Raw genomic sequence first — 25,461 nt, forward strand, 5'->3', positions numbered from 1 at the left:
GCGTAAGTGGACGAGGCCCATGACCAACGCGCGATCGCTTCCTATATTGGCCCCTGATTGAGTCTACTCAGGAAGCCATGCGGGTCTTCAGCGTTCCCCTGTCCGTCCCTTTCCTGCGCAGTGTCGTGGCCGCGCTGGTCGACGGCCGCCTGGTCGAGGGATTCGAGGCACGCCAGGAACCGGCGAATCTCGCGAGGGCGACGCTCTATCTGCCGACACGGCGCGCGCTGCGCGTCGTGCGCGAGGTGTTTCTCGACGAGTTGAAGCTTGATGCCGTCGTGCTGCCGCGCCTCGTCGCGCTCGGCGATATCGACGAGGACGAGCTGGCGTTTGCCGAAGCCGCGGAACAGTTCAGCGGTCCCGCGCCGCTCGACGTCCCGCCGAAGCTCGGCGAGCTCGACCGCCGCCTGACGCTGGCCCGGCTCGTCGCGGCCTGGGCGAAGAGCGCGGTCGCCTCGCCGCTGGTCGTCGGCGGACCGGCCTCGACGCTTCAGCTCGCCGGCGACCTGGCGCGGCTGATGGACGACATGGTGACGCGCGGCGTCGACTGGGATGCGCTTGACGGGCTGGTGCCGGACCAGCTCGACCAATACTGGCAATATTCGCTGGAGTTCCTGCGCATCGCGCGCAAGGTCTGGCCGGATCATCTCGCCGAGATCGGCAGGATCGAGCCGGCGGCGCGGCGCGATCTCCTGATCACGGCGGAAGCCGCACGACTGACCGCCAACCGCGATGGCCCTGTGATCGCGGCGGGCTCGACCGGCTCGATGCCGGCGACGGCAAAATTCCTGCACGCGGTGGCCTCCCTGCCGCACGGCGCCGTGGTGCTGCCGGGGCTGGACATCGACCTCGACGAGGAGGCCTGGCGCGAGATCGGCGGCGTCAGGGATTCCAAAGGCGATTTCGCAATCGAGCCTTCCTCGAACCATCCGCAGTTCGCCATGCATGCGCTGTTGCAGCGCCTCGGCGTCAAGCGCGGCGACGTCGAAATCCTCCATCCGCCCGCGCCCGATGGCCGCGACCTGCTGGCTTCCGAAGCGATGCGGCCTTCGAGCGCGACCGCGCAATGGCACGAGCGGCTGAAAAATCCGCAGGTCGCGGAAAAGATCGCCTCCGGCATGCAGGGCCTGACGCTGATCGAGGCGCCTAACCCGGAAATGGAGGCGCTTGCGATTGCGGTCGCGATGCGCGAGGCGCGGGCCTTGCAAAGATCCGCAGCCCTCGTGACGCCCGATCGCGCGCTGGCGCGGCGGGTGATGGCGGCGCTGGCACGCTGGAATCTCGATTTCGACGATTCCGGCGGCGATGCGCTGCTCGACACCCTGCCCGGCAGCTTTGCGCGGTTGGCCGCGGAAACCGCGACGAGGGGACTGGAGCCGCCGGCGCTGCTTGCGCTGCTCAAGCATCCGCTGTGCCGCCTCGGCGGTGCCAAAGGCGAATGGCGCGACGCGATCGAGACGCTCGAGCTTGCGCTGCTGCGCGGCACGCGGCCGCAAGCCGGCAGCGCCGGCCTTGCGCAGGACTTCGCGCGATTTCGCGAGCAGCTTGCGAAACTTCGCGACGGCGAAGCATCGTCGCTGCACGCCGCCGAACCCCGTGCGCGCCTGAAACCCCACGCGCTCGATCGCGCCGATGCGCTGATCGCGACGTTGCGGCAGGCACTCGCGCCGCTTGAGAGCATGGGCGCCACCAGGCAGCCTGATTTCGCCGAGCTCGCACGCCGCCACCGCGAGATCCTGATCGCGCTCTCCCGCGACGAGCATGACATCCCGCTCGCCTTCGAGGAGCGCGAGGGACTGGCGCTGGCGTCCGCCTTCGACGACCTGCTCGCCGAACAGAAGCCGAGCGGGCTGGTCGTGCCGCCTTCCGACTATGCGGACGTGTTCCAGACCGCCTTTGCCGATCGCGCGGTGCGGCGCGTGGAAAGGCCCGGCGCGCAGCTTCATATCTATGGTCCGCTGGAATCGCGGCTGATGCAGGCCGACCGCGTCATCATCGGCGGGCTGATCGAAGGCGTATGGCCGCCGGCGCCAAGGGTCGATCCCTGGCTGAGCCGGCCGATGCGGCATCAGCTCGGGCTCGACCTGCCGGAGCGGCGCATCGGCCTTTCCGCCCACGACTTTGCGCAACTGCTCGGCGGCAATGAAGTGATCCTCAGCCATGCGGCGAAATCCGGCGGCGCGCCGGCGGTCGCCTCGCGTTTCCTGCATCGGCTGGAAGCCGTCGCGGGCGACGAAGCCTGGAAGGCCGCTCAGCGCGCCGGCGCGCAATATGTGCAGTTCGCCCATGCGCTCGACCAGCCCGACGAGGTCAAGCCGATCGCGCAGCCTGCGCCGCGCCCGCCGCGCGCGACGCGGCCGTTGCGGCTTTCGGTGACGGCGATCGAGGACTGGCTGCGCGACCCCTACACGATCTATGCCCGGCATATCCTCAAGCTCGATGCGCTCGATCCAGTCGACATGCCGCTGTCGGCCGCCGATCGGGGCTCCGCGATCCACGAGGCACTCGGCGAATTCACCCAAGCATTTGCCGACGGCTTGCCGCGCGACCCCGCGGAGACCCTGCGCGAGATCGGCCAGAAATATTTCGCGCCGCTGATGGAGCGGCCCGAGGCGCGCGCGCTCTGGTGGCCGCGCTTCACGCGCATCGCCCGCTGGTTTGCCGAATGGGAGCGTGGCCGGCGCGATGACATCGCCAAGATCGATGCGGAAATCCGCGGCGAGATCGCGATCACGCTCGACAGCGCGCGCAGCTTCATCCTCTCGGCGCGCGCCGACCGCATCGAGCGCCGCCGTGACGGCTCTTTTGCGATCCTCGACTACAAGACCGGCCAGCCGCCCACCGGCAAGCAGGTCCGCATGGGCCTGTCGCCGCAGCTTACGCTGGAGGCGGCGATCCTGCGCGAGGGCGGCTTCGCCGGCATCGACGCCGGAGGGACGGTCGGCGAGCTCGCTTATGTCCGCCTGAGCGGCAACAACCCGCCCGGCGAGCATCGTACGCTCGAACTGAAGATCAGACCGGGCGACGCGCCGCAGCCGCCGGACGACGCTGCCGATCATGCGCGCCGCGAGCTGGAGAAGCTGGTGCGCACCTTCGAGGACGAGGAACAGGCCTACACCTCGCTGAACCTGCCGATGTGGACTGCGCGCTACGGCACCTATGACGACCTCGCCCGCATCAAGGAATGGTCCGCCGCTGGCGGCCTGGGGATCGAGGAATGGTGAAGGCGCTGCGTCCGATTCCCGACGAGGTGCGCGACCGGCAGACGCGCGCGTCCAATCCGGCCGCCTCCTCCTTCGTGTCGGCGAATGCCGGCTCGGGCAAGACGCATGTCCTGGTTCAAAGGGTGATCCGGCTGCTGCTGTCAGGCGTGCCGCCGGAAAAGATCCTCTGCATCACCTTCACCAAGGCGGCCGCCGCCAACATGGCCGAGCGCGTATTCACCACGCTCGGCCACTGGGTCACGCTCGACGACGACGCGCTCGATGCCGCGATCCGCGCCGTCGGCATTCCCCACCCCAACGCGAAGCTGCGACAGTCGGCACGCAAACTATTTGCCTGCGCGCTGGAGACGCCGGGCGGGCTGAAGGTGCAGACCATCCACGCGCTGTGCACGCGACTTCTGCAGCAGTTTCCGTTCGAAGCCAATGTGCCCGCGCGCTTTGCGGTGCTCGACGAGCGCGACCAGAACGAGATGATGGAGCGCGCCAACCTGAAGGTGCTGCTGGAGGCCTCACGCGACCCCGACAGCGCGACCGGGCGCGCGCTATCGACCGCGATGGCGAGCGCGGCCGACGTCACCTTCAAGGATGTGGTGCGCGAGGCCTGCCTCTCGCGCGATCATTTCATGGCATGGACCGATGCCGCCGGCGGCGTGGATGCGGCGGTCGCACAGCTCTCGACCGCGCTCGGGGTTGTGGCGGGTGACCGCATCGAGACAATCGAGCAGGAGATCGTCGACGGGCCGTACTTGCGGCGCGCGCGCTGGGACGAGATCGCGACCGCGCTCGAGATCGGCAGCAAGACCGATGGTGAACAGGCCGCACGCCTGCGCGAGGCGCAGCGCGTTTCCGGCAGCGAGCAGGTCGACCGCTATCTCTCGCTGTTCCTCACCGACACCGAGCGCACGCCGCGGAAATCGGTGGTGACAAAAAAGTTTGCCGACGCCAATCCGGCGATCGGGCGGCTGTTCGCCGCGGAGATGGACCGGCTTCTCCCGCTGGTCGAGCGCCGGCGCGCGGTTATCGTCCGCGACCGCACCGAGGCGCTGCTGCATATCGCGACCGCCGCGGCAGCGAACTATCGCCGCGAGAAGCAAGAGCGCGGACTGCTCGACTATGACGATCTGATCGACAAGACGCTCGCGATGCTCAACCGCGTATCGGCCGGCTGGGTGCATTACAAGCTCGATCGCGGCGTCGATCACGTCCTGATCGACGAGGCGCAGGACACGAGCCCGCGACAGTGGGACATCGTCGACCATATAATCTCCGAGTTCACCGCCGGCGAAGGCGCGCGCGACGGCGTCACCCGCACGGTGTTCGCCGTCGGCGACGAGAAGCAGTCGATCTTCTCGTTCCAGGGCGCAGCACCCCATGAATTCGACCTGCGCCGCCGCGCGCTGCACAGGAAGTTCACCGACGCCGGCCTGCAGTTCGATGCGGTGTCGTTCACCTACTCGTTCCGCTCGGGACCTGCGATCCTGCAATCGGTCGATCATGTGTTCCGCGAGCATGCGATCTACAGCAGCATCCATTCGCCCGACATCGGCTACCCCATCCATCATGCGCTCGCCGATGCCGGGCCAAGCCTGATCGAATTCTGGCCGCTCGCACAGGCCGACGACCGGCAGGACATCGAGGGCTGGCGCGCACCGTTCGACGGCGTCTCCGTGACGAGCCCGGAGGTGAAGCTGGCGCGGCGCATCCAGACCGAGATCAAGCGCCTGGTCGCAAGCGGCACGCTGATCGGACCTGCCGGCGATCGCCGTGCCTTAAGCTATGGCGACATGCTGGTGCTGGTGCGCCGGCGCGGTAACGCCTTCGACGCGGTGATCCAGGCACTGAAGCACGCCGGCATTCCGGTCGCCGGCGCCGACCGCCTGAAATTGACCGAGCACATCGCGATCATCGACCTGATGAATCTGGCGGATGCGCTGTTGTTTCCGCAGGACGATCTGGCGCTTGCGGTGGCGCTCAAGAGCCCGCTGTTCGGGCTCGATGACGACGACCTGTTCACGCTCGCCTGGGATCGCAAGGGCTCGCTGCGGCGCGCGCTCACCCTGCACGCACCTGACGATGCGAAGCTGGCCGCCGCGCTGAGGCGGCTCGAAGCATGCGAGCGGCGTTTCGCCGGCGAGACGCCGTTTGCGTTCTATGCCTGGCTGCTCGGCGGCGACGGCGGACGCGCGCGCATCCTCAAGCGCCTCGGTCACGAGGCCAATGACGCGCTCGACGAGTTCCTCGAGCTCGCGCTGAACTACGAGCGCAAGGCTCCGGCCTCGTTGCAGGGCTTCCTGGCCTGGCTGCGCGCCGCCGACACCGAGGTGAAGCGCGACATGGAGATCTCGCGCGACGAGGTCCGTGTCATGACCGTGCACGGCGCCAAGGGGCTGGAGGCCTCCGTGGTATTCATGGTCGACACCACCTCATCGCCAACCGACCAGCAGCGTCTGCGGCTGGTCCATGTGCCGCAGGCGGGCGACGGCGAGGTCGTGGTCTGGGCCGGCAAGAAGGCGGAAGATCCCGCAGCGGTCATCGCGGCGCGCGCGAAAATGCTCGAGGAGGTCGAGGACGAATACCGCCGCCTGCTCTATGTCGCGATGACGCGCGCAGCCGACCGGCTGATCGTCGGCGGCTGCATGCCCGGCAACATGAATAGCGTGCGCAAGCTCTCCTGGTACGATTTGATCGACAAGGGGCTTGCCGCGTCCGGCCTGCACCAGGAAGTCATCGAGACAGACGACGGCCCGATCAAGCGCTTTTCACGGAGCGAGGACACAGCGCTCGCCACCGGCGAGGCGGCCTCTCCAGTGGGTGAGGTGGCGGCCGCGCTGCCGCCGTGGCTGCGGACGGCTGCGCCCGAGCTGCCGACTGAAAGCGCCATCCGTCCATCCTCCGCGGGCGAAGACGATAGCCGCGTCGTGCGCACGGGCGAATCGCTCGCCTCCCGTGCGCTCGCGCTGCAGCGCGGCACGCTGGTACACCGCCTGCTGCAATCGCTGCCCGATCTGGCCGCCGCTCGCCGCCGCGAGGCCGCGCTGCAATTCCTGGCACGCAACGCAGCCGCATGGAGTGATCGCGACCGCGAGCTGCTTGCCGAGCGGGTGCTGGCGCTGATCGCGGACCGCCGCTTTGCCGCGGTCTTTGCCCCCGGCAGCCGCGCCGAGGTCTCGATCGTGGGGCGGCTATCGCGCCCCGATGGGGGCACAGCGCTGGTGTCGGGCCAGATTGACCGCCTGGTGGTGGGCCCGGAGGAAGTCCTGATCGTCGATTTCAAGACCAACCAGGCCCCGCCCATCAACGCCGCCGCGGCGCCGAAAGCCTATATCCGGCAGCTTGCCCTTTACCGGGCGGTGCTTGCGAAACTTTATCCCCAGAGGGGCGTCCGGGCCGCGCTGCTTTGGACCGAAACGCCTGAATTCATGGAAATTTCTGCTCCCGCGCTGGACGCTGCACTGGCATCCTAGGATGCGAACTTGACCCGGCAAGGTCGCATTCATAGGTTTCCCCCATGATCCCTGGGCGCGATTCTCTAGCGGTCGCGCCCTTTCTCTCACTGAACGAGGTATCCCATGGCCGTTGGCAAGGTTTCTGACGCCAATTTCGAAGCCGAGGTGCTCAAAGCGCAAGGGCCTGTCGTGGTCGACTTCTGGGCGGAATGGTGCGGCCCCTGCCGCATGATCGCACCCGCGCTCGACGAGATTTCCGGCGCGATGGGCGACAAGGTCAAGATCGTGAAGCTCAATGTCGACGAGAGCCCGAAGACGGCCTCGAAATATGGCGTGATGTCGATCCCGACCCTGATGATCTTCAAGGACGGCGAGATGGCCTCGCGCCAGGTTGGCGCCGCACCAAAGCAGAAGCTGCAGCAGTGGATTTCCGCCGCGGTCTGATCGCTTCGAGACGAGATAAATTCGACAACGGCCGGCTCAATGCCGGCCGTCTTGTTTTGCGCGGGCCTATTTTGGCGGCGTGCCGTTGAGCGCGAGCACGTGGCCGGCAAGATAGAGCGAGCCGGTGATGAGAATGCGCGGCGGCACTTCGTAGGCCAGCTTCGCCAGCCCGCGGAGGGCGGCTTCGACGCCGGCGGCGATCTCGACGCGCATGCCGAGCGCGCGCGCCGCGTCCGCCAGCCGCTGCGGCGGCATCGCATTGTCCTCGCCGGGAATTTCGACCGCGATGATGTGGCGCGTCAGCCCGGCGAAATTGGCGAGGAAGGTGTGCGGATCCTTGTTCGCCATCATGCCAGCGATCACGACCAGCGGCCGCGACACCCGTTCTTCGAGATCGCCGAGCGCCGCGGCCGCGACGCGGCCGCCTTCGGCATTGTGTCCACCGTCGAGCCATATCTCGCAGCCGGGCGGGCCCATCTCGCCGAGCGCACCCGACGACAGCCGCTGCATCCGCGCCGGCCAGTCGGCATTGACGATGCCGACTTCGAAGGCCGCGTTGGCGATCCTGAACGTTCCGATCGCGCGCAGCGTCGCGATCGCAAGCCCCGCATTGTCGAATTGATGCCGCCCGAACAGTTTTGGCGCAGCGAGATCCATCAGCCCGCGATCGTCCTGATAGACCAGCCGGCCGCGCTCGACGCTGACGTGCCAGCTCTCGCCCGCGGCAAAAAGTGGCGCGTGCAGGCGTCGCGCCTGCGCGGCGATGACGCCCATCGCCTCGGGTGTCTGTTCCGCCGAGATCACCGGCACGCCGCGCTTGATGATAGCCGCCTTCTCGCCGGCGATCGCGGTCAGGGTATTACCCAGGAACTCGGTATGATCCATGCTGATCGGTGTCAGGACCGTCGCGAGCGGCTTCTCGACCACGTTGGTGGAATCGAGCCGGCCGCCGAGCCCGACCTCGAGTAGCAGCAGATCGGCCGGATGCTGCGCGAACAGCCAGAACGCCGCCGCGGTCTTCGCCTCGAACACGGTCAGCGGCGCGCCGGCATTGGCGCGCTCGGTTGCTTCGAGCGCTGCCGTCAGTTCGGCGTCGCCGACCAGCTGGCCGGCAAAGCGAAAACATTCGTTGACCCGTACGAGATAGGGCGAGGTGTAGACGTGGACGCGCAGGCCCGCGGCTTCCAGGATCGCGCGCAGATAGGCGACGGTCGACCCCTTGCCGTTGGTGCCGGCGACGTGAATGACCGGCGGCACCTTGCGCTCGGGGTGATCGAGCCGCTCCAGCACCCGGTTCATCCGTGAAAGATCGAGATCGATCCGCTTCGGATGCAGCGCGGACAATCGCGCGATCACCTCGTCGAGCGGAGACGGCTTTGCGGCAGGCGCACTCACGCGTGCGGCGCGGCCGGCGCCGTGTCGGGCGCCGAAACGATCTGCGCGGCCGAGGTGACCTGCGGCGCCGGCTTCGACGGGGTTTCCAACGCCGGCGATTTCGTCAGCAAGCGGCAAAGCCGTGCCAGCGTCGGGCGCAGATCATGACGATGCACGACCATGTCGACCATGCCGTGGTCGAGCAGATATTCGGCGCGCTGGAATCCTTCCGGCAGTTTTTCCCGGATGGTCTGCTCGATGACGCGCGCGCCGGCGAAACCGATCAGCGCGCCGGGCTCGGCGATATGGACGTCGCCCAGCATGGCGTAGGACGCGGTGACGCCGCCGGTGGTCGGATTGGTCAGCACCACGATGTAGGGCAGCTTGGCCTCGCGCAGCATCTGCACCGCAACCGTGGTGCGTGGCATCTGCATCAGCGACAAAATGCCTTCCTGCATCCGCGCACCGCCGGAAGCCGCGAACACGATGAAGGGCGACTTTTTCTCCAGCGCGAGCTCTAGCCCGCGCACGATGGCCTCGCCTGCGGCCATGCCGAGCGAGCCGCCCATGAAATCGAAATCCTGCACGGCGACCACGACCGCGGCCCCTTCGAGCTTGCCATAGCCTACCTTGACCGCGTCGTTCAGCCCGGTGCGGGCGCGCGCATCCTTGACGCGGTCGACATATTTCTTCTCGTCGCGGAATCGCAGCGGGTCCGGCGTCACCTCGGGCAGCGCGATGTCATACCAGGTCTCGTTGTCGAAGATCGATTTCAGCCGCGCCACCGCGCCCATGCGCATGTGGTAGTTTGAGCCGGGAATGACGAACTGGTTTGCCTCGACGTCCTTGTAGAACACGAGCTGCCCGGAATCCGGACACTTGATCCAGAGATTCTCCGGCGTCTCCCGCCGCAGCATGTTGCGGATTTTCGGCCGGACCACATTGGTGAGCCAGTTCATGATTCAAGCTCCGTCATCGCTGATGTCACCGCCTGTAGCTATATGGCGGCTGCCGCAAAGCCCGGCAAGCCGCTTCTCCCGCCTGTCAACGCGACTATTCGGCCGCCTGCTTGGCGCCCCGTACACCTTCGGCGAGCGCGGCGGCAAGCTCGGCCACGGCGTTGACCGTCGCGGCGGTCGCGCGGCCCTGCGCATCGAGGCTCGCGCGCAAGGCATCGACCAGCGCGGTGCCGACCACGGCACCGTCGGCATGTTGGGCGATCGCGCGCGCCGCCTGCGGCGTGCGGATGCCGAAGCCGACACAGACCGGCAGATTCGTATGCCGCTTGATTCGCGCCACCGCCTCGCCGACCTCCTTCGAATCGGCGGCGGCGCTGCCGGTGATGCCGGTGATCGAGACGTAGTAGACGAAGCCGGAGGTGTTGGCGAGCACGGCCGGCAGCCGCTTGTCGTCGGTGGTCGGCGTCGCCAGCCGGATGAAGTTGAGCCCGGCCTTGAGCGCGGGCACGCAGAGCTCGGTGTCTTCTTCCGGCGGCAGGTCGACAATGATCAGGCCATCGACGCCGGCGCTCTTCGCGTCGGCGAGGAATTGGTCGACGCCGTAGATATAGATCGGGTTGTAGTAGCCCATCAGTACGAGTGGCGTCGCGTTGTCGTCCTTGCGGAAGCTGCGCACCATCTCGAGCGTCTTCCTGAGCGTCATGCCGGCCTTGAGCGCGCGCAGGCCGGCAGCCTGGATCGACGGGCCGTCCGCCATCGGATCGGTGAAGGGCATGCCGATCTCGATGATATCGGCGCCCGCCGCAGGCAACGCCTGAATGATCTTCAGCGACGTGGCGGGATCGGGATCGCCGGCCATCACGAAGGTGACGAAGGCCGAGCGGCGCTGGCGCTTCAGCTCGGCAAAACGCGCGTCGATGCGGGTGGTCACTTTTTGCGGCCCTTCAGGATATCGCCGACTTGCGGCACGTCCTTGTCGCCGCGGCCGGAAAGGTTGACGACCATCAGATGGTCGTTCGGCCGCTTCGGCGCGAGCTCCATCACCTTGGCAATGGCATGCGCCGGCTCCAGCGCCGGAATGATGCCCTCGAGCCGCGACAGCAGCTGGAAGGCCGCCAGCGCCTCCTCGTCGGTCGCGGAGAGGTAGTTCACCCGGCCAGTCTCGTGCAGCCAGGAATGCTCCGGCCCGATGCCGGGATAATCGAGGCCCGCCGAGATCGAATGCGCCTCCTGGATCTGGCCATCCTCGTCCATCAGCAAATACGTGCGGTTGCCGTGCAGCACGCCGGGCCGGCCGCCGGCGATGGAAGCCGCATGAAGTTGCGTGAGCCCGTGGCCTGCCGCCTCGACGCCGAAGATTTCCACGCTGGGCTCATCGAGGAAGGGATGGAACAACCCCATCGCGTTGGAGCCGCCGCCGATGCATGCGACCAGCGAATCCGGCAGGCGTCCTTCGGCTTCCTGCAGCTGCCGGCGCGTCTCGACGCCGATCACGGACTGGAAGTCGCGCACCATCATCGGATAGGGATGCGGCCCCGCCACCGTGCCGATGCAATAGAAGGTGTTGTGCACATTGGTGACCCAGTCGCGCAGCGCCTCGTTCATGGCGTCCTTCAGCGTGCGCGCCCCCGACTGCACCGGAACGACCCTGGCGCCCAGCATCTCCATGCGGATCACGTTGGGCTGCTGCCGCTCGACATCGACCGCGCCCATATAGACCACGCATTCGAGCCCGAACCGGGCGCACAGCGTGGCGGTGGCGACGCCGTGCTGGCCGGCGCCGGTCTCGGCGATGATGCGCTTCTTGCCCATGCGGCGCGCCATCATGATCTGGCCGAGCACGTTGTTCACCTTGTGCGAGCCGGTGTGGTTGAGCTCCTCGCGCTTGAAATAGATTTTCGCGCCGCCGAGATGCTCGGTCAGCCGCTCGGCGAAATAGAGCGGCGACGGCCTGCCGACATAGTGCTTGAGATAACCGTCCATCTCGGCCTGGAAGGCGGGGTCAGCCTTGGCCTCGGCATAGGCCTTTTCCAGATCGAGGATCAGCGGCATCAGCGTTTCCGCGACAAAACGCCCGCCGAAGATGCCGAAATGGCCGCGCTCGTCGGGGCCGCTGCGGAAGGAATTGGGCCGGTTCTGGTTCATCGCACACTCAGCTCTTCGCTCGCCCGCGCCGCACGGACGAAGGCGCGGATCATCTCGGGGTCCTTGACGCCGGGGGTAACCTCCACGCCGGAGGACACGTCGACGCCGCCGGCGCGGGTGACGCGCACGGCTGCGCTGACGTTGTCGACGTTGAGCCCGCCGGACACCATGAACGGCAATTGCAGATCGAGATCCTCCAGCACATGCCAGTCGAACACCGCGCCCAGTCCACCCGGGCGCGTGGCGCCCCTCGGCGGCCGGGCATCGAACAGGATGCGGTCGGCCGCATCGGCATAAGCCGGCAGTGACGCGAGATCCGCCTTGCTCTCGACCGCCAGCGCCTTCATGACGGGACGGCCGAATTGTTGCCTGATATCGCGCAGCCGCGCCGCGGTTTCCTTGCCATGAAGCTGCAGGATGTCGGGCTGCAGCGCTTCGACGATGGCTTTGATCGTCGCGTCGTCGGCATCGACGGTCAGCGCCACCTTGAGCGCGCGGTCCTTGACCCGCGCGCCAAGCGTGCGCGCGGCCTCAAGCGAGAGATGCCGCGGCGAGGGCGGAAAGAACACGAAACCGACCATGTCTGCGCCCGCGTCGAGCGCGACATCGAGCGTCTCCGATGTCGACAGGCCACAGATTTTGACGAGCAGGGACATGGCTCTCGGGGTTCGTGCTTTCCGCACCGGGCAGAGGGGCGGCGGGCCGGGTTCTACAACGTCGCGCCCTGCTTGTCTCGCCCGGAAACCCCGTAAAAGCCGCTATTTGGCGGCGCCGGAAGGCGGTTCTGGTCATGGCGGGAGGCAGCGGCGGCAGCCCGCAGGTCCGCCAGTTCCATCCGCGCCGTCCGCGCGTCTGCTTCGTGCTGTCGCGCCGCGCGACGCCAGCGCCGCTGCCGGAACCAGGTGGCCGCGCCGCCGGCGATCACGCCCAGGATCGCGACCAGGATGATCACGACAAACAGCGGCAGCCTGATCGCGACCGACGGATCGGTCGAGTTGAAGGGATCGAACGAGACGGTGACGAAATGACGGTTCGCCACCGCGAAGACGATGAAGATGAGACCGAGCGGAACGACGATCAGGGCGTTGAGGAATTTTCGCATGGCCATCGCTCGGGTTGATCGGCGCCATCAGCGCCACGCTTCGCCGACGACAAGTGCCGCCGATCTGAAGTTCCCGCACCGCGTGCCGCCAATTCATCTCACTGGTGCGGCGACGAAAGCGCTTCAGGCGCCTTCCGGATTGTCGCGATTAAGCCGCTCGCGCATTTCCTTGCCGGTCTTGAAGAACGGAACGCATTTTTCATCGACCGGCACATGCGCGCCGGTGCGCGGATTACGGCCCGAACGCGCCGGGCGGTACTTCACCGAAAATGCGCCAAAACCGCGCAGCTCCACCCGGTCGCCGCGCGCAAGTGCGGCGACGATTTCGTCGAGGATCGCGTTCACGATGTTCTCGACATCCCTCTGGTAGAGGTGAGGGTTGTGCTCGGCGATGCGCTGAACGAGTTCGGATTTGATCATAGGAGGGTGAGACCCGGGAGCGTCGGTGCGTCCATTTCCGTGAAAATACCTTGAACTGTCAAGACGCTAAATCAAGTTTGCGCAGCGCGAAAGGCTGTCACAAACGGCCCCCCAGGCCAAAAAAGCCGACACCCGCTTAACGCGAAGGCGGCTGCGGGTGCGCCTTTTCCGATTTCAATTGGTCCCGGCAGGCTGCCAGAGCGCCAGCATGCCGTCGAGGCCGAGGCGGTCGACCGCCTGGCTCACGCCAGCCTGTTCGAAGTGGCGCGCAATCGCGCCCAGGCCCACCGCATCGAGGGTCACGTTGGCCGCCGTGCGCAGGAAGGTGAGGTCGCCGAAGCGCGGATTGAGCTTGTAGTCGCGTACCGGCAGGTCGCTCTTGACATTCTTGTTGGCCACGAGCCACGCCACCGCCGCTTTCTCATCGCCGAGCTGGTCGACCAGCTTGAGCTCGATCGCCTGGCGGCCGGTGAAGACGCGCCCGTCGGCGACCTTTTCGAGCTGCCCATCGTCCATGCCGCGCCGCTCCTTCACCAGCCCGCGAAACCAGGCATAGGAATCCTTCACCAGCGCGTCGAGCGCGGCGCGCGCTTCCGGGCTGGTCGGCTCGAACCCGTTCGGCGCGGCCTTCAGCGGCGAGGATTTCACCTCCTCGACCTTGACGCCGATGGTCTTCAGGAGCTCGCTGACATTGGGGTACTGGAACAGCACGCCGATCGAGCCAACCAGCGAGCTCTGCTGCGCGATGATGTGGTCGGCGGCGATCGCGGTGATGTAGCCGCCGGACGCGGCGAGACCCTCCACCACCACGACCAGCGGCTTCTTCGCCTTCAGCCGCGACAGCGCGTCGAACAGCTGCTCGGAGCCCGCGGTGGTGCCGCCGGGCGAATTGATGTGCACGATGACGGCAGCGGCCTGCGACTTCTCCAGCCGCTCCAGCGCCTCGACGCGTTCCTGGTCGCTGCGGATCAGGCCCTCGATATTGATGCGGGCGATCGAGCCCGACGTGGTGAGCGAATTGCGTCCGCCCGGTGTGACGAGCACGCCCAGCGTCGCGATGGCAGCGATGGCGATGACGGCGGCGGTCACGCGCCAGAACGTCAGCTTGCGTCGAATCCGGCGGCGGTCGACGATCACATCCGAATCAAGCGACATGAAAATGCTCCTGGTGTCCCGGACCCGAAGTTCGCATCATTTTGCGGCAGGTCCTTTTGCGAACTTCGGGCCGAAAGGACACTAGCAAATCTATGATTCTAGTGTGGTTTTGGTTCGGAAGTTCTCTTGACGAGCTCGCGGCACAAATGAAGAGAACTTCCGAACCACCACACTGGTGGCCCAAGCCTTTTACATTCGTAAGTGACCAAAGCCTTATCGGTTTACATCAATTGCGGTGCAATTTGAAGAAATGAAGGCCCCTCCCGCGAGCGAAGCCGGCGGTACGGATTCGCCGGCGCATCGCACGGTGCGCCCTCAGGCCAAAAGGTGCCGCTGAAGAAAAAGGCCCCGGCCGTGGCCGGGGCCTTTTGCCGCAAGCGCGGCGCGTGAGGCTTTACTTGTTGTCGCGATTCTTGAGCGCGGTGCCGAGAATGTCACCCAGCGTAGCACCCGAATCGGAGGAGCCGTATTGCGCGATGGCTTCCTTCTCCTCGGCGACTTCGAGCGCCTTGATCGACACCTGCACCTTGCGCGCCTTCTTGTCGAACTGGATCACGCGCGCATCGACCTTCTCGCCAACCGCGAAGCGGTCGGAGCGCTGGTCGTTGCGGTCACGCGCGAGTTCCGAGCGCTTGATGAAGGTGGTGAAATCGGTGCCGACGATCTTGACGTCGATGCCGCCGTCCTTGACGTCGAGCACCTCGCAGGTAACGACCGCACCCTTCTTGACGTCGCCAGGCTCCGCGAAGGGATCGCCCTCGAGCTGCTTGATGCCGAGCGAGATACGCTCCTTCTCGACATCGACGTCGAGCACCACGGCTTTCACCATGTCGCTCTTCTTGTAGTTGTCGATGACCTGCTCGCCGGGCTGCTTCCAGTCGAGGTCGGACAGATGCACCATGCCGTCGACGTCGCCTTCGAGCCCCAGGAACAGGCCGAACTCGGTCTTGTTCTTGACCTCGCCCTCGACCACCGAACCGACCGGATGCTTCTCGACGAAGACCTCCCAGGGGTTGCGCATGGTCTGCTTGAGGCCGAGCGAAATGCGGCGCTTGATCGAATCGACCTCCAGCACCTGCACCTCGACTTCCTGCGAGGTCGAGACGATCTTGCCGGGATGCATGTTCTTCTTGGTCCATGACATCTCGGAGACGTGGATCAGGCCTTCGATGCCGGGCTCGAGCTCGACGAAGGCGCCGTAGTCGGTGATGTTGGTGACGCGGCCGGTGAAGCGCGCGTTCAGCGGGTACTTCGCTTCGATGCCCTGCCACGGATCGTCGAGCAGCTGCTTCATGCCGAGCGAGATGCGGTGGGTCTCGTGGTTGATCTTGATGATCTTGACCTTCACCGTCTGGCCGATCGAGAGCACCTCGGTCGGATGGTTGACACGCCGCCAGGCGATGTCGGTGACGTGCAGCAGGCCGTCGATGCCGCCGAGATCAACGAACGCACCGTAATCGGTAATGTTCTTGACCACGCCGTCGATCACCTGACCCTCTTCGAGGTTCTGCACCAGCTCCTGGCGCTGCTCGGCGCGGGTCTCTTCCAGCACGGTGCGGCGCGACACCACGATGTTGCCGCGGCGCCGGTCCATCTTCAGGATCTGGAACGGCTGGGCGTTGTTCATCAGCGGCGCGACGTCGCGGATCGGGCGGATGTCGACCTGCGAACGCGGCAGGAAGGCCACCGCGCCGTCGAGATCGACGGTGAAGCCGCCCTTGACCTGGTTGAAGATCACGCCGGTGACCTTCTCGTTGTTCTGGAACGCCTTCTCGAGCTTGCCCCAGCTCTCCTCGCGGCGCGCCTTGTCGCGCGATAGCACGGCCTCGCCGAGGGCGTTCTCGATACGGTCGAGGAACACCTCGACCTCGTCGCCGACCTTGAGATCGCTCTCGCGGCCGGGACCGGAAAATTCACGCAAGGCCACGCGGCCTTCGGTCTTCAGGCCGACATCGATGACGGCCATGTCCTTCTCGATGGCAACCACCTTGCCCTTGACGACGGAATTTTCGTGCAGGTTGCCGCGCGAAAAGGACTCGTCGAGCATCGCGGCGAAATCGTCGCGGGTGGGGGTATACGTACTCGCAGCAGTCGAAGCCATTGGTTCTCCAATTGCGGTGAATTTGCCGGCCATTTCGGTTGCATGCGTATCGGACGTGAAGTGTCGAGGTCCGCAAACCCTAACGACCGCTCGTTGCGCTATTCACGCAAGAGCGGGCCGGCAGCTGCCTGCACGATCGATACGTTGATATCTGGTCCGGAAGCGAATGAGCTCGACCGAAAAAAATCGAGCTATCGACGCATCTGAGGGCGGGAGCAGGCTCTACCTCCAATGACGGCAGGGTCTAGACCCGCTGCCGGCCTGCTCGAACGGCCTCGACAATGTCGATGGCGGCCCGGACGCCGCCTTCTATATCCAGATTGGAGTTGTCTAGCAAGTAAGCATCCGGGGCCGGCTTTAAAGGGGCAATCGGCCTGTTCTGGTCGCGTTCGTCGCGACTGAGGATGTCCGCGAGCACCGCCGCCTCGTCGGCCTCCTCGCCCCTCGCCCTCGCCTCGAGCGTGCGGCGGCGGGCGCGTACCCGGGGGTCGGCCACCACGAAGATCTTCACATCGGCATGGGGGCAGATCACGGTGCCTATATCGCGGCCGTCGAGCACCGCGCCGGGCGGGTCGGCGGCGAACTGGCGCTGGAAATTGACCAGGGCCTCCCGCACCCGCGCGATCGCCGAGACGACGGAGGCGGCCTCACCCACCTTCTGGGTCTTGAGGACCGGATTGCCGAACTTTTCCGGATCGAGCTCCAGCGCGGCCGCGACCGCGCGCGCCTCGTCCTTCAGGTCCGCGCCCTCGCTCATCAGCGCATAAGCGACCGCACGGTAGATCACGCCGGTATCGAGATGGCGATAGCCATAATGATGGGCGAGGCGCTTGCCGAGCGTTCCCTTGCCGGACGCCGCCGGCCCGTCGATGGCGATGATCATGAGAACTCGGCTCCCAGCGAACGCATCATCGGGATGAAATCCGGAAAGCTGGTGGCGATGAAGGCGGTGTCGTCCACCTCCACCGGCTCATCCGACGCAAGTCCCATCACCAGCGCCGACATGGCAATGCGATGGTCCATGTGGGTGGCAACGAGGCCGCCGCCGGGAACATGGCCGCGCCCCTCGACGATCAGGTCGTCGCCGGAAATCTCGACCCGGACGCCGTTGACCCGCAGCATGTCGGCGGTCGCCGCCAGGCGGTCGGATTCCTTGACCCGCAGCTCCTTCAGGCCCCGCATCACGGTGGTGCCCTCGGCATAGGCGGCCGCCACCGCCAGCACCAGATATTCGTCGATCATCGCGGGCGCCCGCTCCGGCGGCACCTCGACGCCGCGCAGCTTCGAGGCGCGCACCCGCAATTGCGCCATCGGCTCGCCGGTATCACTCCTCGCGTCGCTCTCCTCGATCGAGCCGCCCATCTCCCGCAGTGTGGTCAAAAGCCCGGTCCGCAGCGGATTGGTCATGACGTCGGACAGGACGAGGTCGGAACCCTCGACGACCAGCGCCGCCACGATGGGGAACGCCGCCGAGGACGGATCGGCCGGCACCACGACCTCGGCGCCACGCAGTTCGGCTTCCCCCGTCAGCGCGATCTTGCGCCCATGCAGCCCTTCCGGCGTGGAGACGATCTCGGCGCCAAAGTGTTTGAGCATCCGCTCGGTGTGATCGCGGCTCGCCTCCTGCTCGATCACGGTGGTGATGCCGGGTGCGGCGAGCCCGGCCAGCAGCACGGCGGACTTGATCTGTGCCGAGGCAACCGGGGTGCGGTAGGTGATCGGCACCGGGTTCCGCGCGCCGTTCAGCGTCACCGGCAGGCGGCCGCCCTCCCGGATGTCGGCAATTCTGGCCCCCATCAGTTCCAGGGGATCGAGAATCCGCCGCATCGGGCGGCTGCGCAGCGAGGCGTCGCCATCGAAAACCGCCGATATCGGGCAGCCGGCGACCGCCCCCATCACCAGCCGGCAGCCGGTGCCGGAATTGCCGAAATCCAGCGCCTGGCGGGGCTCGGCGAAGCCGGCGACGCCCACGCCATGCACGGACCACGCGAAATCGCCGGTCCGCTCGACCCTGGCACCAAGCGCCCGCATCGAATTCGCGGTGTTGATCACATCTTCGCCCTCGAGCAGACCGGAAATCCGCGTTTCGCCGACCGAAAGCGCCCCCAGGATCAGGGCCCGGTGGGAAATCGACTTGTCGCCGGGCACGCGGACCCGGCCTGCGAGCGGACCGCTGCATCGGGCTTCCAGGGGGGTCGGTTGGGCGGAATCGGTCAAGATTGTGTCCTGTTGCGAGGGGACAGCCCGCGCATTGGCGGGACCTGCGGCCGCAGGTAACACATGGGCAAGATCGCGTCACGCGGCCGTCAAATGCCCGCAAACCGCTATTGACAGCGGCCCCTCAACTAGCCAAGTGAAGCTCCGTTTTCGAAAAATCCCTGGGATTGCGCACGTGGCCAAAGCCGACCTCGGAACCAAACGCATTTGCCCGACCACGGGCAAGAAGTTCTACGATCTGAACAAGAATCCGGTGATCTCGCCCTATACCGGCGAGGTCGTGCCGATTGCGCCGGTCGCGCCGCCGCGGACCCGCGCCGACACCCGCGCGCCTGCGGCCGCTCCTGCCGACGCCGTGCCGGAGACGGTGGAGTCCGAAGAGTTGGTGTCCCTCGAGGAAGCCGACGCCGAGGAGTCGACCGGCAAGGTCAAGGCGGTCGTTCCCGAATCCGAGGACGACATCGAGGTCGACGAGACCATCGAGGACGACGAGGACGATGATTCGACCTTCATCGCCGACGAGGAAGAGGGCGACGAGGACGTGACCGACATCATCGGCGATGTCGGCGGCGACGAGGAGACTTGAGATCGGCCCGGAACTGTGTTCTGGGTCTCCCGCGCGCGGCCCAACGCGCGCGAGCAGCATGATCCGGCCTTCGGTCCGGATCGAATGCAAATTGGGCTAGAGCGCAATCGCGATCTGGTCTAATCCATTCGCCTCAGGCGACATGGGGCCATAGCTCAGCTGGGAGAGCGCTTGCATGGCATGCAAGAGGTCGGCGGTTCGATCCCGCCTGGCTCCACCAGCCTTCGCTGGCTTCGCCAGCTTCAGCTCGGCAAGCCCTATCGTAGCGAAGCCGGGCTGCGAGCCGTCAGATGAATACGTCTACAGCCGGCCGCTACTCCTGCATCATCGCGTTGAGCCTGTCGCGCAAGGCAACAAGCTCATTCTTCATGGTTGCGAGTTCGGCCACGGAACATGCGGAGGCGGCGAGGATCGCCTGCGGCACCGCCCTGGCCTTCTCCTTCAACGCCTGACCCTGCGCGGTGAGCGAGATCAGGACCTGCCGCTCATCATCCGCGCTGCGCGTCCGCCTGACGAGACCGGTGGCCTCGAGCCGCTTGAGCAGCGGCGTCAGCGTGCCGGAATCGAGGAACAGCCGATCGCCGATGTCCTTGACCGCCACGCCGTCGCGCTCCCACAGCACCAGCATGACGAGATATTGCGGATAGGTCAGGCCGAGCCGGTCGAGCAGCGGCTTGTAGACGCGGTTGAACGCGTGCGCGGTGGAATACACCGCGAAGCAGATCTGATTGGTGAGTTGCAGCAGGCCATCGCCTGCCTGTTTCCTGGCCATTGGCATCCTCATCAGCCCGCCATTGTGGGGCACCGGGGGCGCCCAATCAATTGCGGACAATTAAATGTGACCCGCTATTATTTCTATTGTGCACAATTGAATTGTAGGCAATATAAGCGCATCGAAACCGCAAGCAAGGGAGACCGCGATGTCCGTGAATGTGCTCTACAAGACCACCGCCAAGGCGACCGGGGGCCGGGATGGCAACGCCGCCACGCTCGACGGCGCACTCGACGTCAAGCTGACCACGCCGAAGGAGCTCGGCGGGGCCGGCGGTGCCGGCAACAACCCCGAACAGCTTTTCGCGGCCGGCTACGCCGCCTGCTTCATCGGCGCAATGAAATTCGTCGCGTCGCAAGGCGGCCCGAAAGTTCCGGCCGACGCCTCCGTGACGTCGACGGTCGGGATCGGACCGCGCTCCGAAGGCGGCTTCGGCCTCGATATCGATCTTGCAGTGTCGCTGCCTGGCGTTCCGCGCGCCGAGGCCGAAGCCCTGGTCGCCAAAGCGCATCAGGTTTGCCCCTACTCCAACGCCACGCGGGGCAATGTCGACGTCCGCCTGAAGGTTGTCTGAGCGCCGAGAGGCCCACTTCCCCAGCCCGCGGCGGCATGCGCCCAGCCGCGGGCTGGGGTATTTGCGTGACCGCCTCCGGAATGCTTAATGGTTTCAACCTTTCCTGAAGCCAGATTGAGCCATGACGACTGAAACAGCCCCCGGCGCGATGACGGGCTTGCGCGTGATCGACCTGACGCGCGTGCTCGGCGGTCCCTACTGCACCCAGATCCTCGCCGACCACGGCGCCGACGTGATCAAGGTCGAGCCGCCCGCCGGCGACGAGGTGCGCGACTGGGGTCCTCCCTTCCACGATGAGGATGCGGCCTATTTCGTCGGCATCAACCGCAACAAGCGCTCGATCGGGCTCGACCTCGCCTCCGAAGGCGGGCGCGCGGTCTTGATGAAGCTGCTCGAAGGCGCCGACGTGCTGATCGAGAATTTCAAGCCGGGCACGCTCGACAAATGGGGCATCGGCAACGCGGTGTTGCGCGAAAAATTTCCGCGGCTCGTGCATTGCCGGATCTCCGGCTTCGGCGCCGACGGCCCGCGCGGCGGCAATCCCGGCTATGACGCGATCATCCAGGCCATGACCGGCATGATCGCGGCGACGGGATCGAAAGAAAGCGGACCAATGCGGATCGGCGTGCCGCTGGTCGACATCACCACCGGGCTTTACGCGGCGATCGGCATCCTGATGGCGCTCTCCGAACGGCAGAAATCGGGCCTGGGACAGTTCCTGGAGACCACGCTCTACGAGACCGGCCTTGCCATCATGCATCCGCACACCGCGAACTATTTCATGCATGGCAAGCCGCCGTCGCTGACCGGCAACGAGCATCCGAACCTCGTGCCCTATTCGATCTTCCCGACCAAGACCGACGACATCTTCATCGGCGTCGGCAATGACGGCACCTTCCGCAAGCTCGCCAAGGAGATCGGCAAGCCCGAGCTCGGCACCGATCCGCGCTTTGCCCGCAACAAGGACCGCATCGCCAACCGCGAGGCGCTGCGCGCCGAGCTCGCGGCGGTGTTTTCCCGGCACGAGGCCGAGCCCCTGTGCAACCGCCTGCTGGCGGCCGGCCTCCCCGCGGGCCCGGTGCAGAAGATCGACCAGGCGCTCACCAACGAGCACACGGTCTATCGCGGCGATATCATCTCCAAGGACTGGTACGAGGGCGTGGCGTCCCCGATCCGGATGGACCGCAGCAAGCCCAGCCTGCGCCTGACGCCGCCGAAGTTCAGCCAGGATACCGCCGAGGTGCTCGGCGAGTTCGGCTATTCGAAGCGCGATATCGAGGCGCTGATATCAGAGGGCGTGGTCTGCGGTCCCGTCAGGAAGCGCTGAGCGCATCATTCGCGACCGCACTCGCGAAAGCCGGGACGATCGCCGCCGGCTCCGTTCGCCCATTGTACCGCTTCCATTGGGCGGCATTTCCCGTACCATCCCGGCCCAGTGGAGCGGATTTGGCGTTCGCTGACGGTTCGCCGCGATTTTCTTCGTGCGAACGTCGAATCCAAAGCTCCACGCGAACAATAATTGCTGGTGGACCTCTGATTCCAGCTTTCGCAAAACCGCCTCTCAAAGCGGGGAGCGAATGTTAGAATCGAACCACTGGCGCGGTCATTGACGCGTCATCCGGCGCTGCTAACGCGCAGCCCGCAAAGCATGATGCAACGGGAGGGCTTTGATGGTTTTTCGTTTCGGTGCCGCGGCTGCGACCGCATTTGCGCTGGCGCTTGCCGCTTCACCCGCGTCGGCGGTGACGGAAATCCAGTGGTGGCACGCCATGACCGGCGGCAACAACGACCTGATCGTCAAGCTCGCCAACGACTTCAACGCCTCGCAAGGCAACTACAAGGTCGTCCCGACCTACAAGGGCGGCTATGCCGACACCATGAACGCCGGCATCGCGGCGTTCCGCGCCGGCAATGCGCCGGCCATCATACAGGTGTTCGAGGTCGGCACCGCGACCATGATGGCGGCGACCGGCGCGGTGAAGCCGGTCTACAAGCTGATGGCCGAGACCGGCGAGAAGTTCGATCCCAAGGCTTACCTGCCGACCATCACCGGCTATTACTCGACCTCGAAGGGCGAGATGCTGTCGTTCCCCTTCAACTCGTCCTCCACCGTGATGTGGATCAACCTCGACGCGCTGAAGAAGGCAAACATCGCGGAAATTCCCAAGACCTGGCCCGAGGTGTTCGACGACGCCAAGAAGCTGAAGGCCGCGGGCTACGACAAATGCGGCTTCTCCAATGCGTGGGTGACCTGGGTCAATCTGGAGCAGCTCTCGGCCTGGCACAACGTGCCGCTCTCGACCAAGGCCAACGGCCTCGATGGCTTCGACACCGTGCTGGAGTTCAACAGCCCGCTGCAGGTCAAGCACCTGGAGACCCTGGTCGAGCTGCAGAAGGACAAGACCTACGACTATTCGGGCCGCACCAATGCCGGCGAAGGCCGCTTCACCTCGGGCGAATGCCCGATCTTCCTGACCTCGTCGGCCTTCTTCGGCAACGTCAGGTCGCAGGCGAAGTTCAACTTCACCAACGCGCCGATGCCTTATTATCCCGACGTGAAGGGCGCCCCGCAGAACTCGATCATCGGCGGCGCATCGCTCTGGGTGATGGGCGGCAAGTCGGCGGACGAATATAAGGGCGTGGCGAAATTCCTGGCCTTCCTTTCCGACACCGACCGTCAGGTCGAGATCCACAAGGCGTCAGGCTATCTGCCGATCACGCGCGCCGCCTATGAGAAGGCCAAGGACCAGGGCTTTTACAAGGACCAGCCCTACCTCGAAACGCCCTTGAAGGAGCTCACCAACAAGGAGCCGACCGAGAACTCGCGCGGTCTTCGCCTTGGCAACATGGTGCAGTTGCGCGAGGTGTGGGCGGAGGAGATCGAGCAGGCGCTGGCCGGCAAGAAGACCGCTAAGCAGGCGCTGGACGCCGCCGTCGAGCGCGGCAACCAGATGCTCCGACAGTTTGAAAAGACGGCGGTGCACTGACAGCAGCGAGGCAGGTGGCGGCCGGTGGAGCGGATTTGACGTTCGCTATCCCTTGCCGCGATTCCGTGATGCGAACGTCAAATCCAAAGCCCCGCTGGAAACAATAAATTGCTAGTGGTCCTTCTGATTCTAACATTCGCGAAACAGCCTGCTGCAACGGGATGCGAATGTTAGAATCGGACCACTAGGAGCCGCCTGCCTCTTTCGCCGGGTCTCATGCAGAAGCAATCGATCTTCCAGTCACGTTTGCTCCCCTACGCGCTGGTCGCGCCGCAGCTCGCGGTCGTCCTGATCTTCTTCTATTGGCCGGCAGGCCAGGCAGTGCTGCAATCCTTCCTGCTGCAGGATGCGTTCGGGCTGTCGACGACCTTCGTCTGGTTCGACAATTACCGTGAACTGCTGAGCCAGGCCGATTACTTCGCCGCGATCCTGCGCACCTTTACGTTCTCCTTCGCGATCGCGGTTACCTCGCTGTCGCTGGCGCTGCTGTTCGCCGTCATGGCCGACAAGCCGATGCGCGGCGGCACGCTGTACCGCACGCTGCTGATCTGGCCCTATGCGGTCGCCCCGCCCGTGGTCGGCGTGCTCTGGGTGTTCATGCTGCACCCCTCGCTCGGCATTCTCGCGCGCGGGTTGCAGGCGATGGGTGTCGACTGGAACCCGCTGCTTGACGGCGACCAGGCGGCGGCCCTGATCATCCTGGCGGCGGCCTGGAAGCAGATCTCCTACAATTTCCTGTTCTTCCTCGCCGGCCTGCAAAGCATTCCCAAAAGCGTGCTCGAGGCCGCCGCGATCGACGGCGCGCGCCCGATGCGGCGGTTCTGGACCGTCACCTTCCCGCTGCTGTCGCCGACCATCTTCTTTCTGCTCGTCGTCAACATCGTCTACGCCTTCTTCGACACCTTCGGCATCATCGACACCATGACGCGCGGCGGCCCGGCCAAGGCCACCGAAACCATGGTCTACAAGGTCTATGTCGACGGCCTGCTCGGCGGCAATCTCGGCGGCTCGGCGGCGCAGTCGGTCATCCTGATGGTGATCGTGATCATGCTGACCGCGATCCAGTTCCGCTTCGTCGAGCGCAAGGTGACCTACTGATGGTGGAACGCGAGGGCATCCGCCGCTATGTCGCCCACCTGATCCTGTGGATAGGGATCGCGATCGTGGCGTTTCCGGTCTATCTCGCCTTCGTCGCCTCGACCCAGGACAATGCCGTGATCGCCAACGGGCAGATGTCGCTGTTGCCCGGCGGGCATTTCCTCGAAACCTACTACAAGACGATCTTCGTCGGCACCAGCGGCTCGACCCGCGAGCCGGTCGGCACCATGCTGTTCAACTCGTTCGTGATGGCGATGCTGATCGCGCTCGGCAAGATCGCGATCTCGATCATCTCGGCCTACGCCATCGTCTATTTCCGCTTTCCCTTCCGCATGACGATCTTCTGGCTGATCTTCATCACCTTGATGCTGCCGGTCGAGGTGCGCATCTACCCGACCTACAAGATCGTCGCCGACCTGCATTTGCTCGACAGCTATGCAGGGCTTGCGCTGCCGCTGATCGCGTCGGCTACCGCGACGCTGCTGTTCCGCCAGTTCTTCATGACCGTGCCGGACGAGCTGCTGGAGGCGTCCCGCATCGACGGCGCGGGCCCGTTCCGCTTCTTCTGGGATACGCTGTTGCCGCTGTCGCGTACCAACATGGCGGCGCTGTTCGTGATCCTGTTCATCCTTGGCTGGAACCAGTATCTCTGGCCGCTTTTGATCACGACCCGCGACGACATGCAGACCGTTCAGATCGGCATCCGCAAGATGATCACGACCACCGATGCGCTCACCGAATGGCCTGTGGTGATGGCGACCGCCGTCCTTGCGATGCTGCCGCCGGTCTTCGTCGTGGTGGTGATGCAGAAGCTGTTCGTGCGCGGGCTGGTCGAGACGGAAAAATGAACGGGCGAA

Annotated in this window: 21 protein-coding genes and 1 tRNA gene; 10 read left to right on the forward strand and 12 right to left on the reverse strand. The window is 65.6% G+C overall.

Features of this window, described 5'->3' with window-relative positions:
- The first annotated feature begins 77 nt into the window (after nucleotides 1-77).
- The 3 genes from addB (at nucleotide 78) to trxA (ending at nucleotide 7,114) form a co-directional block, all read left to right on the forward strand.
- Nucleotides 78-3,224, forward strand: a complete 3,147-nt coding sequence (gene addB, locus QOU61_RS00395; RefSeq protein WP_289656185.1) for a double-strand break repair protein AddB — start codon at nucleotides 78-80, stop codon at nucleotides 3,222-3,224.
- Nucleotides 3,218-6,688: a double-strand break repair helicase AddA gene (gene addA / locus QOU61_RS00400; protein ID WP_289656186.1), complete on the forward strand. Its 3,471-nt coding sequence runs from the start codon at nucleotides 3,218-3,220 to the stop codon at nucleotides 6,686-6,688. The genes addB and addA overlap by 7 nt, the downstream gene beginning before the upstream one ends.
- A 105-nt stretch (nucleotides 6,689-6,793) precedes the next feature.
- Nucleotides 6,794-7,114, forward strand: coding sequence for a thioredoxin (trxA, locus tag QOU61_RS00405; protein ID WP_289656187.1), 321 nt, complete (start codon nucleotides 6,794-6,796; stop codon nucleotides 7,112-7,114).
- Between the two features lie 66 nt (nucleotides 7,115-7,180).
- Here trxA and QOU61_RS00410 read toward each other — a convergent pair whose 3' ends face one another.
- The 11 genes from QOU61_RS00410 to aroA all read right to left on the reverse strand — a co-directional run bounded on the left by QOU61_RS00410 (nucleotide 7,181) and on the right by aroA (nucleotide 18,587).
- Entirely contained in the window at nucleotides 7,181-8,509 is a 1,329-nt protein-coding gene (locus QOU61_RS00410; protein ID WP_289656188.1) for a bifunctional folylpolyglutamate synthase/dihydrofolate synthase, read from the reverse strand.
- Nucleotides 8,506-9,447 (reverse strand): acetyl-CoA carboxylase, carboxyltransferase subunit beta, encoded by a 942-nt coding sequence (gene accD, locus QOU61_RS00415; protein ID WP_289656189.1) that lies wholly within the window; start codon nucleotides 9,445-9,447, stop codon nucleotides 8,506-8,508. Before accD ends, QOU61_RS00410 begins: the two co-directional genes overlap by 4 nt.
- A 94-nt stretch (nucleotides 9,448-9,541) precedes the next feature.
- Entirely contained in the window at nucleotides 9,542-10,378 is an 837-nt protein-coding gene (trpA, locus tag QOU61_RS00420) for a tryptophan synthase subunit alpha (RefSeq protein WP_289656190.1), read from the reverse strand.
- Nucleotides 10,375-11,592, reverse strand: a complete 1,218-nt coding sequence (trpB, locus tag QOU61_RS00425; protein ID WP_289656191.1) for a tryptophan synthase subunit beta — start codon at nucleotides 11,590-11,592, stop codon at nucleotides 10,375-10,377. The genes trpA and trpB overlap by 4 nt, the downstream gene beginning before the upstream one ends.
- Nucleotides 11,589-12,248, reverse strand: a complete 660-nt coding sequence (locus QOU61_RS00430; protein WP_289656192.1) for a phosphoribosylanthranilate isomerase — start codon at nucleotides 12,246-12,248, stop codon at nucleotides 11,589-11,591. Before QOU61_RS00430 ends, trpB begins: the two co-directional genes overlap by 4 nt.
- A gap of 53 nt (nucleotides 12,249-12,301) precedes the next feature.
- Nucleotides 12,302-12,694, reverse strand: coding sequence for a lipopolysaccharide assembly protein LapA domain-containing protein (locus QOU61_RS00435; protein WP_289656193.1), 393 nt, complete (start codon nucleotides 12,692-12,694; stop codon nucleotides 12,302-12,304).
- Nucleotides 12,695-12,817: 123 nt separating this feature from the next.
- The gene (locus QOU61_RS00440) at nucleotides 12,818-13,114 is read right to left on the reverse strand and encodes an integration host factor subunit beta (RefSeq protein WP_289656194.1); all 297 of its coding nucleotides are present in this window, start codon (nucleotides 13,112-13,114) and stop codon (nucleotides 12,818-12,820) included.
- 174 nt (nucleotides 13,115-13,288) lie between these two features.
- Nucleotides 13,289-14,269 (reverse strand): signal peptide peptidase SppA, encoded by a 981-nt coding sequence (sppA, locus tag QOU61_RS00445; RefSeq protein ID WP_289656195.1) that lies wholly within the window; start codon nucleotides 14,267-14,269, stop codon nucleotides 13,289-13,291.
- A gap of 394 nt (nucleotides 14,270-14,663) precedes the next feature.
- A complete protein-coding gene (gene rpsA, locus QOU61_RS00450; protein WP_289656196.1) occupies nucleotides 14,664-16,370 on the reverse strand; it encodes a 30S ribosomal protein S1 in 1,707 nt (568 codons plus the stop codon).
- Between the two features lie 244 nt (nucleotides 16,371-16,614).
- A complete protein-coding gene (gene cmk, locus QOU61_RS00455) occupies nucleotides 16,615-17,253 on the reverse strand; it encodes a (d)CMP kinase (protein WP_289656197.1) in 639 nt (212 codons plus the stop codon).
- Nucleotides 17,250-18,587, reverse strand: a complete 1,338-nt coding sequence (aroA, locus tag QOU61_RS00460) for a 3-phosphoshikimate 1-carboxyvinyltransferase (RefSeq protein WP_289656198.1) — start codon at nucleotides 18,585-18,587, stop codon at nucleotides 17,250-17,252. Before aroA ends, cmk begins: the two co-directional genes overlap by 4 nt.
- A gap of 175 nt (nucleotides 18,588-18,762) precedes the next feature.
- On the opposite strand from aroA, the gene QOU61_RS00465 reads away from it, so the two are divergent.
- On the forward strand, nucleotides 18,763-19,173 hold the full coding sequence (locus QOU61_RS00465) for a TIGR02300 family protein (RefSeq protein ID WP_289656199.1): 411 nt from the start codon (nucleotides 18,763-18,765) through the stop codon (nucleotides 19,171-19,173).
- Nucleotides 19,174-19,317: 144 nt separating this feature from the next.
- Nucleotides 19,318-19,393, forward strand: a tRNA-Ala gene (locus tag QOU61_RS00470).
- 93 nt (nucleotides 19,394-19,486) lie between these two features.
- On the opposite strand, the gene QOU61_RS00475 is transcribed toward QOU61_RS00470, so the two are convergent.
- Nucleotides 19,487-19,945, reverse strand: coding sequence for a MarR family winged helix-turn-helix transcriptional regulator (locus tag QOU61_RS00475; protein ID WP_289656200.1), 459 nt, complete (start codon nucleotides 19,943-19,945; stop codon nucleotides 19,487-19,489).
- A 148-nt stretch (nucleotides 19,946-20,093) separates the two neighbouring features.
- Between QOU61_RS00475 and QOU61_RS00480 the strand changes: the two genes are divergently transcribed.
- From QOU61_RS00480 to ugpE, 5 genes are all read left to right on the forward strand, one after another.
- Nucleotides 20,094-20,519, forward strand: coding sequence for an organic hydroperoxide resistance protein (locus QOU61_RS00480; protein ID WP_289656201.1), 426 nt, complete (start codon nucleotides 20,094-20,096; stop codon nucleotides 20,517-20,519).
- A 121-nt stretch (nucleotides 20,520-20,640) separates the two neighbouring features.
- On the forward strand, nucleotides 20,641-21,846 hold the full coding sequence (locus tag QOU61_RS00485; RefSeq protein ID WP_289656202.1) for a CaiB/BaiF CoA transferase family protein: 1,206 nt from the start codon (nucleotides 20,641-20,643) through the stop codon (nucleotides 21,844-21,846).
- A 343-nt stretch (nucleotides 21,847-22,189) separates the two neighbouring features.
- Nucleotides 22,190-23,506: a sn-glycerol-3-phosphate ABC transporter substrate-binding protein UgpB gene (gene ugpB / locus QOU61_RS00490; protein ID WP_502876869.1), complete on the forward strand. Its 1,317-nt coding sequence runs from the start codon at nucleotides 22,190-22,192 to the stop codon at nucleotides 23,504-23,506.
- A 216-nt stretch (nucleotides 23,507-23,722) separates the two neighbouring features.
- Entirely contained in the window at nucleotides 23,723-24,604 is an 882-nt protein-coding gene (gene ugpA, locus QOU61_RS00495; RefSeq protein WP_289656204.1) for a sn-glycerol-3-phosphate ABC transporter permease UgpA, read from the forward strand.
- Nucleotides 24,604-25,452 (forward strand): sn-glycerol-3-phosphate ABC transporter permease UgpE, encoded by an 849-nt coding sequence (gene ugpE, locus QOU61_RS00500; RefSeq protein ID WP_289656205.1) that lies wholly within the window; start codon nucleotides 24,604-24,606, stop codon nucleotides 25,450-25,452. The genes ugpA and ugpE overlap by 1 nt, the downstream gene beginning before the upstream one ends.
- The last annotated feature ends 9 nt before the right edge of the window (nucleotides 25,453-25,461 follow it).

This window comes from Bradyrhizobium sp. NP1, assembly GCF_030378205.1.
Classification (GTDB): Bacteria; Pseudomonadota; Alphaproteobacteria; order Rhizobiales; family Xanthobacteraceae; genus Bradyrhizobium.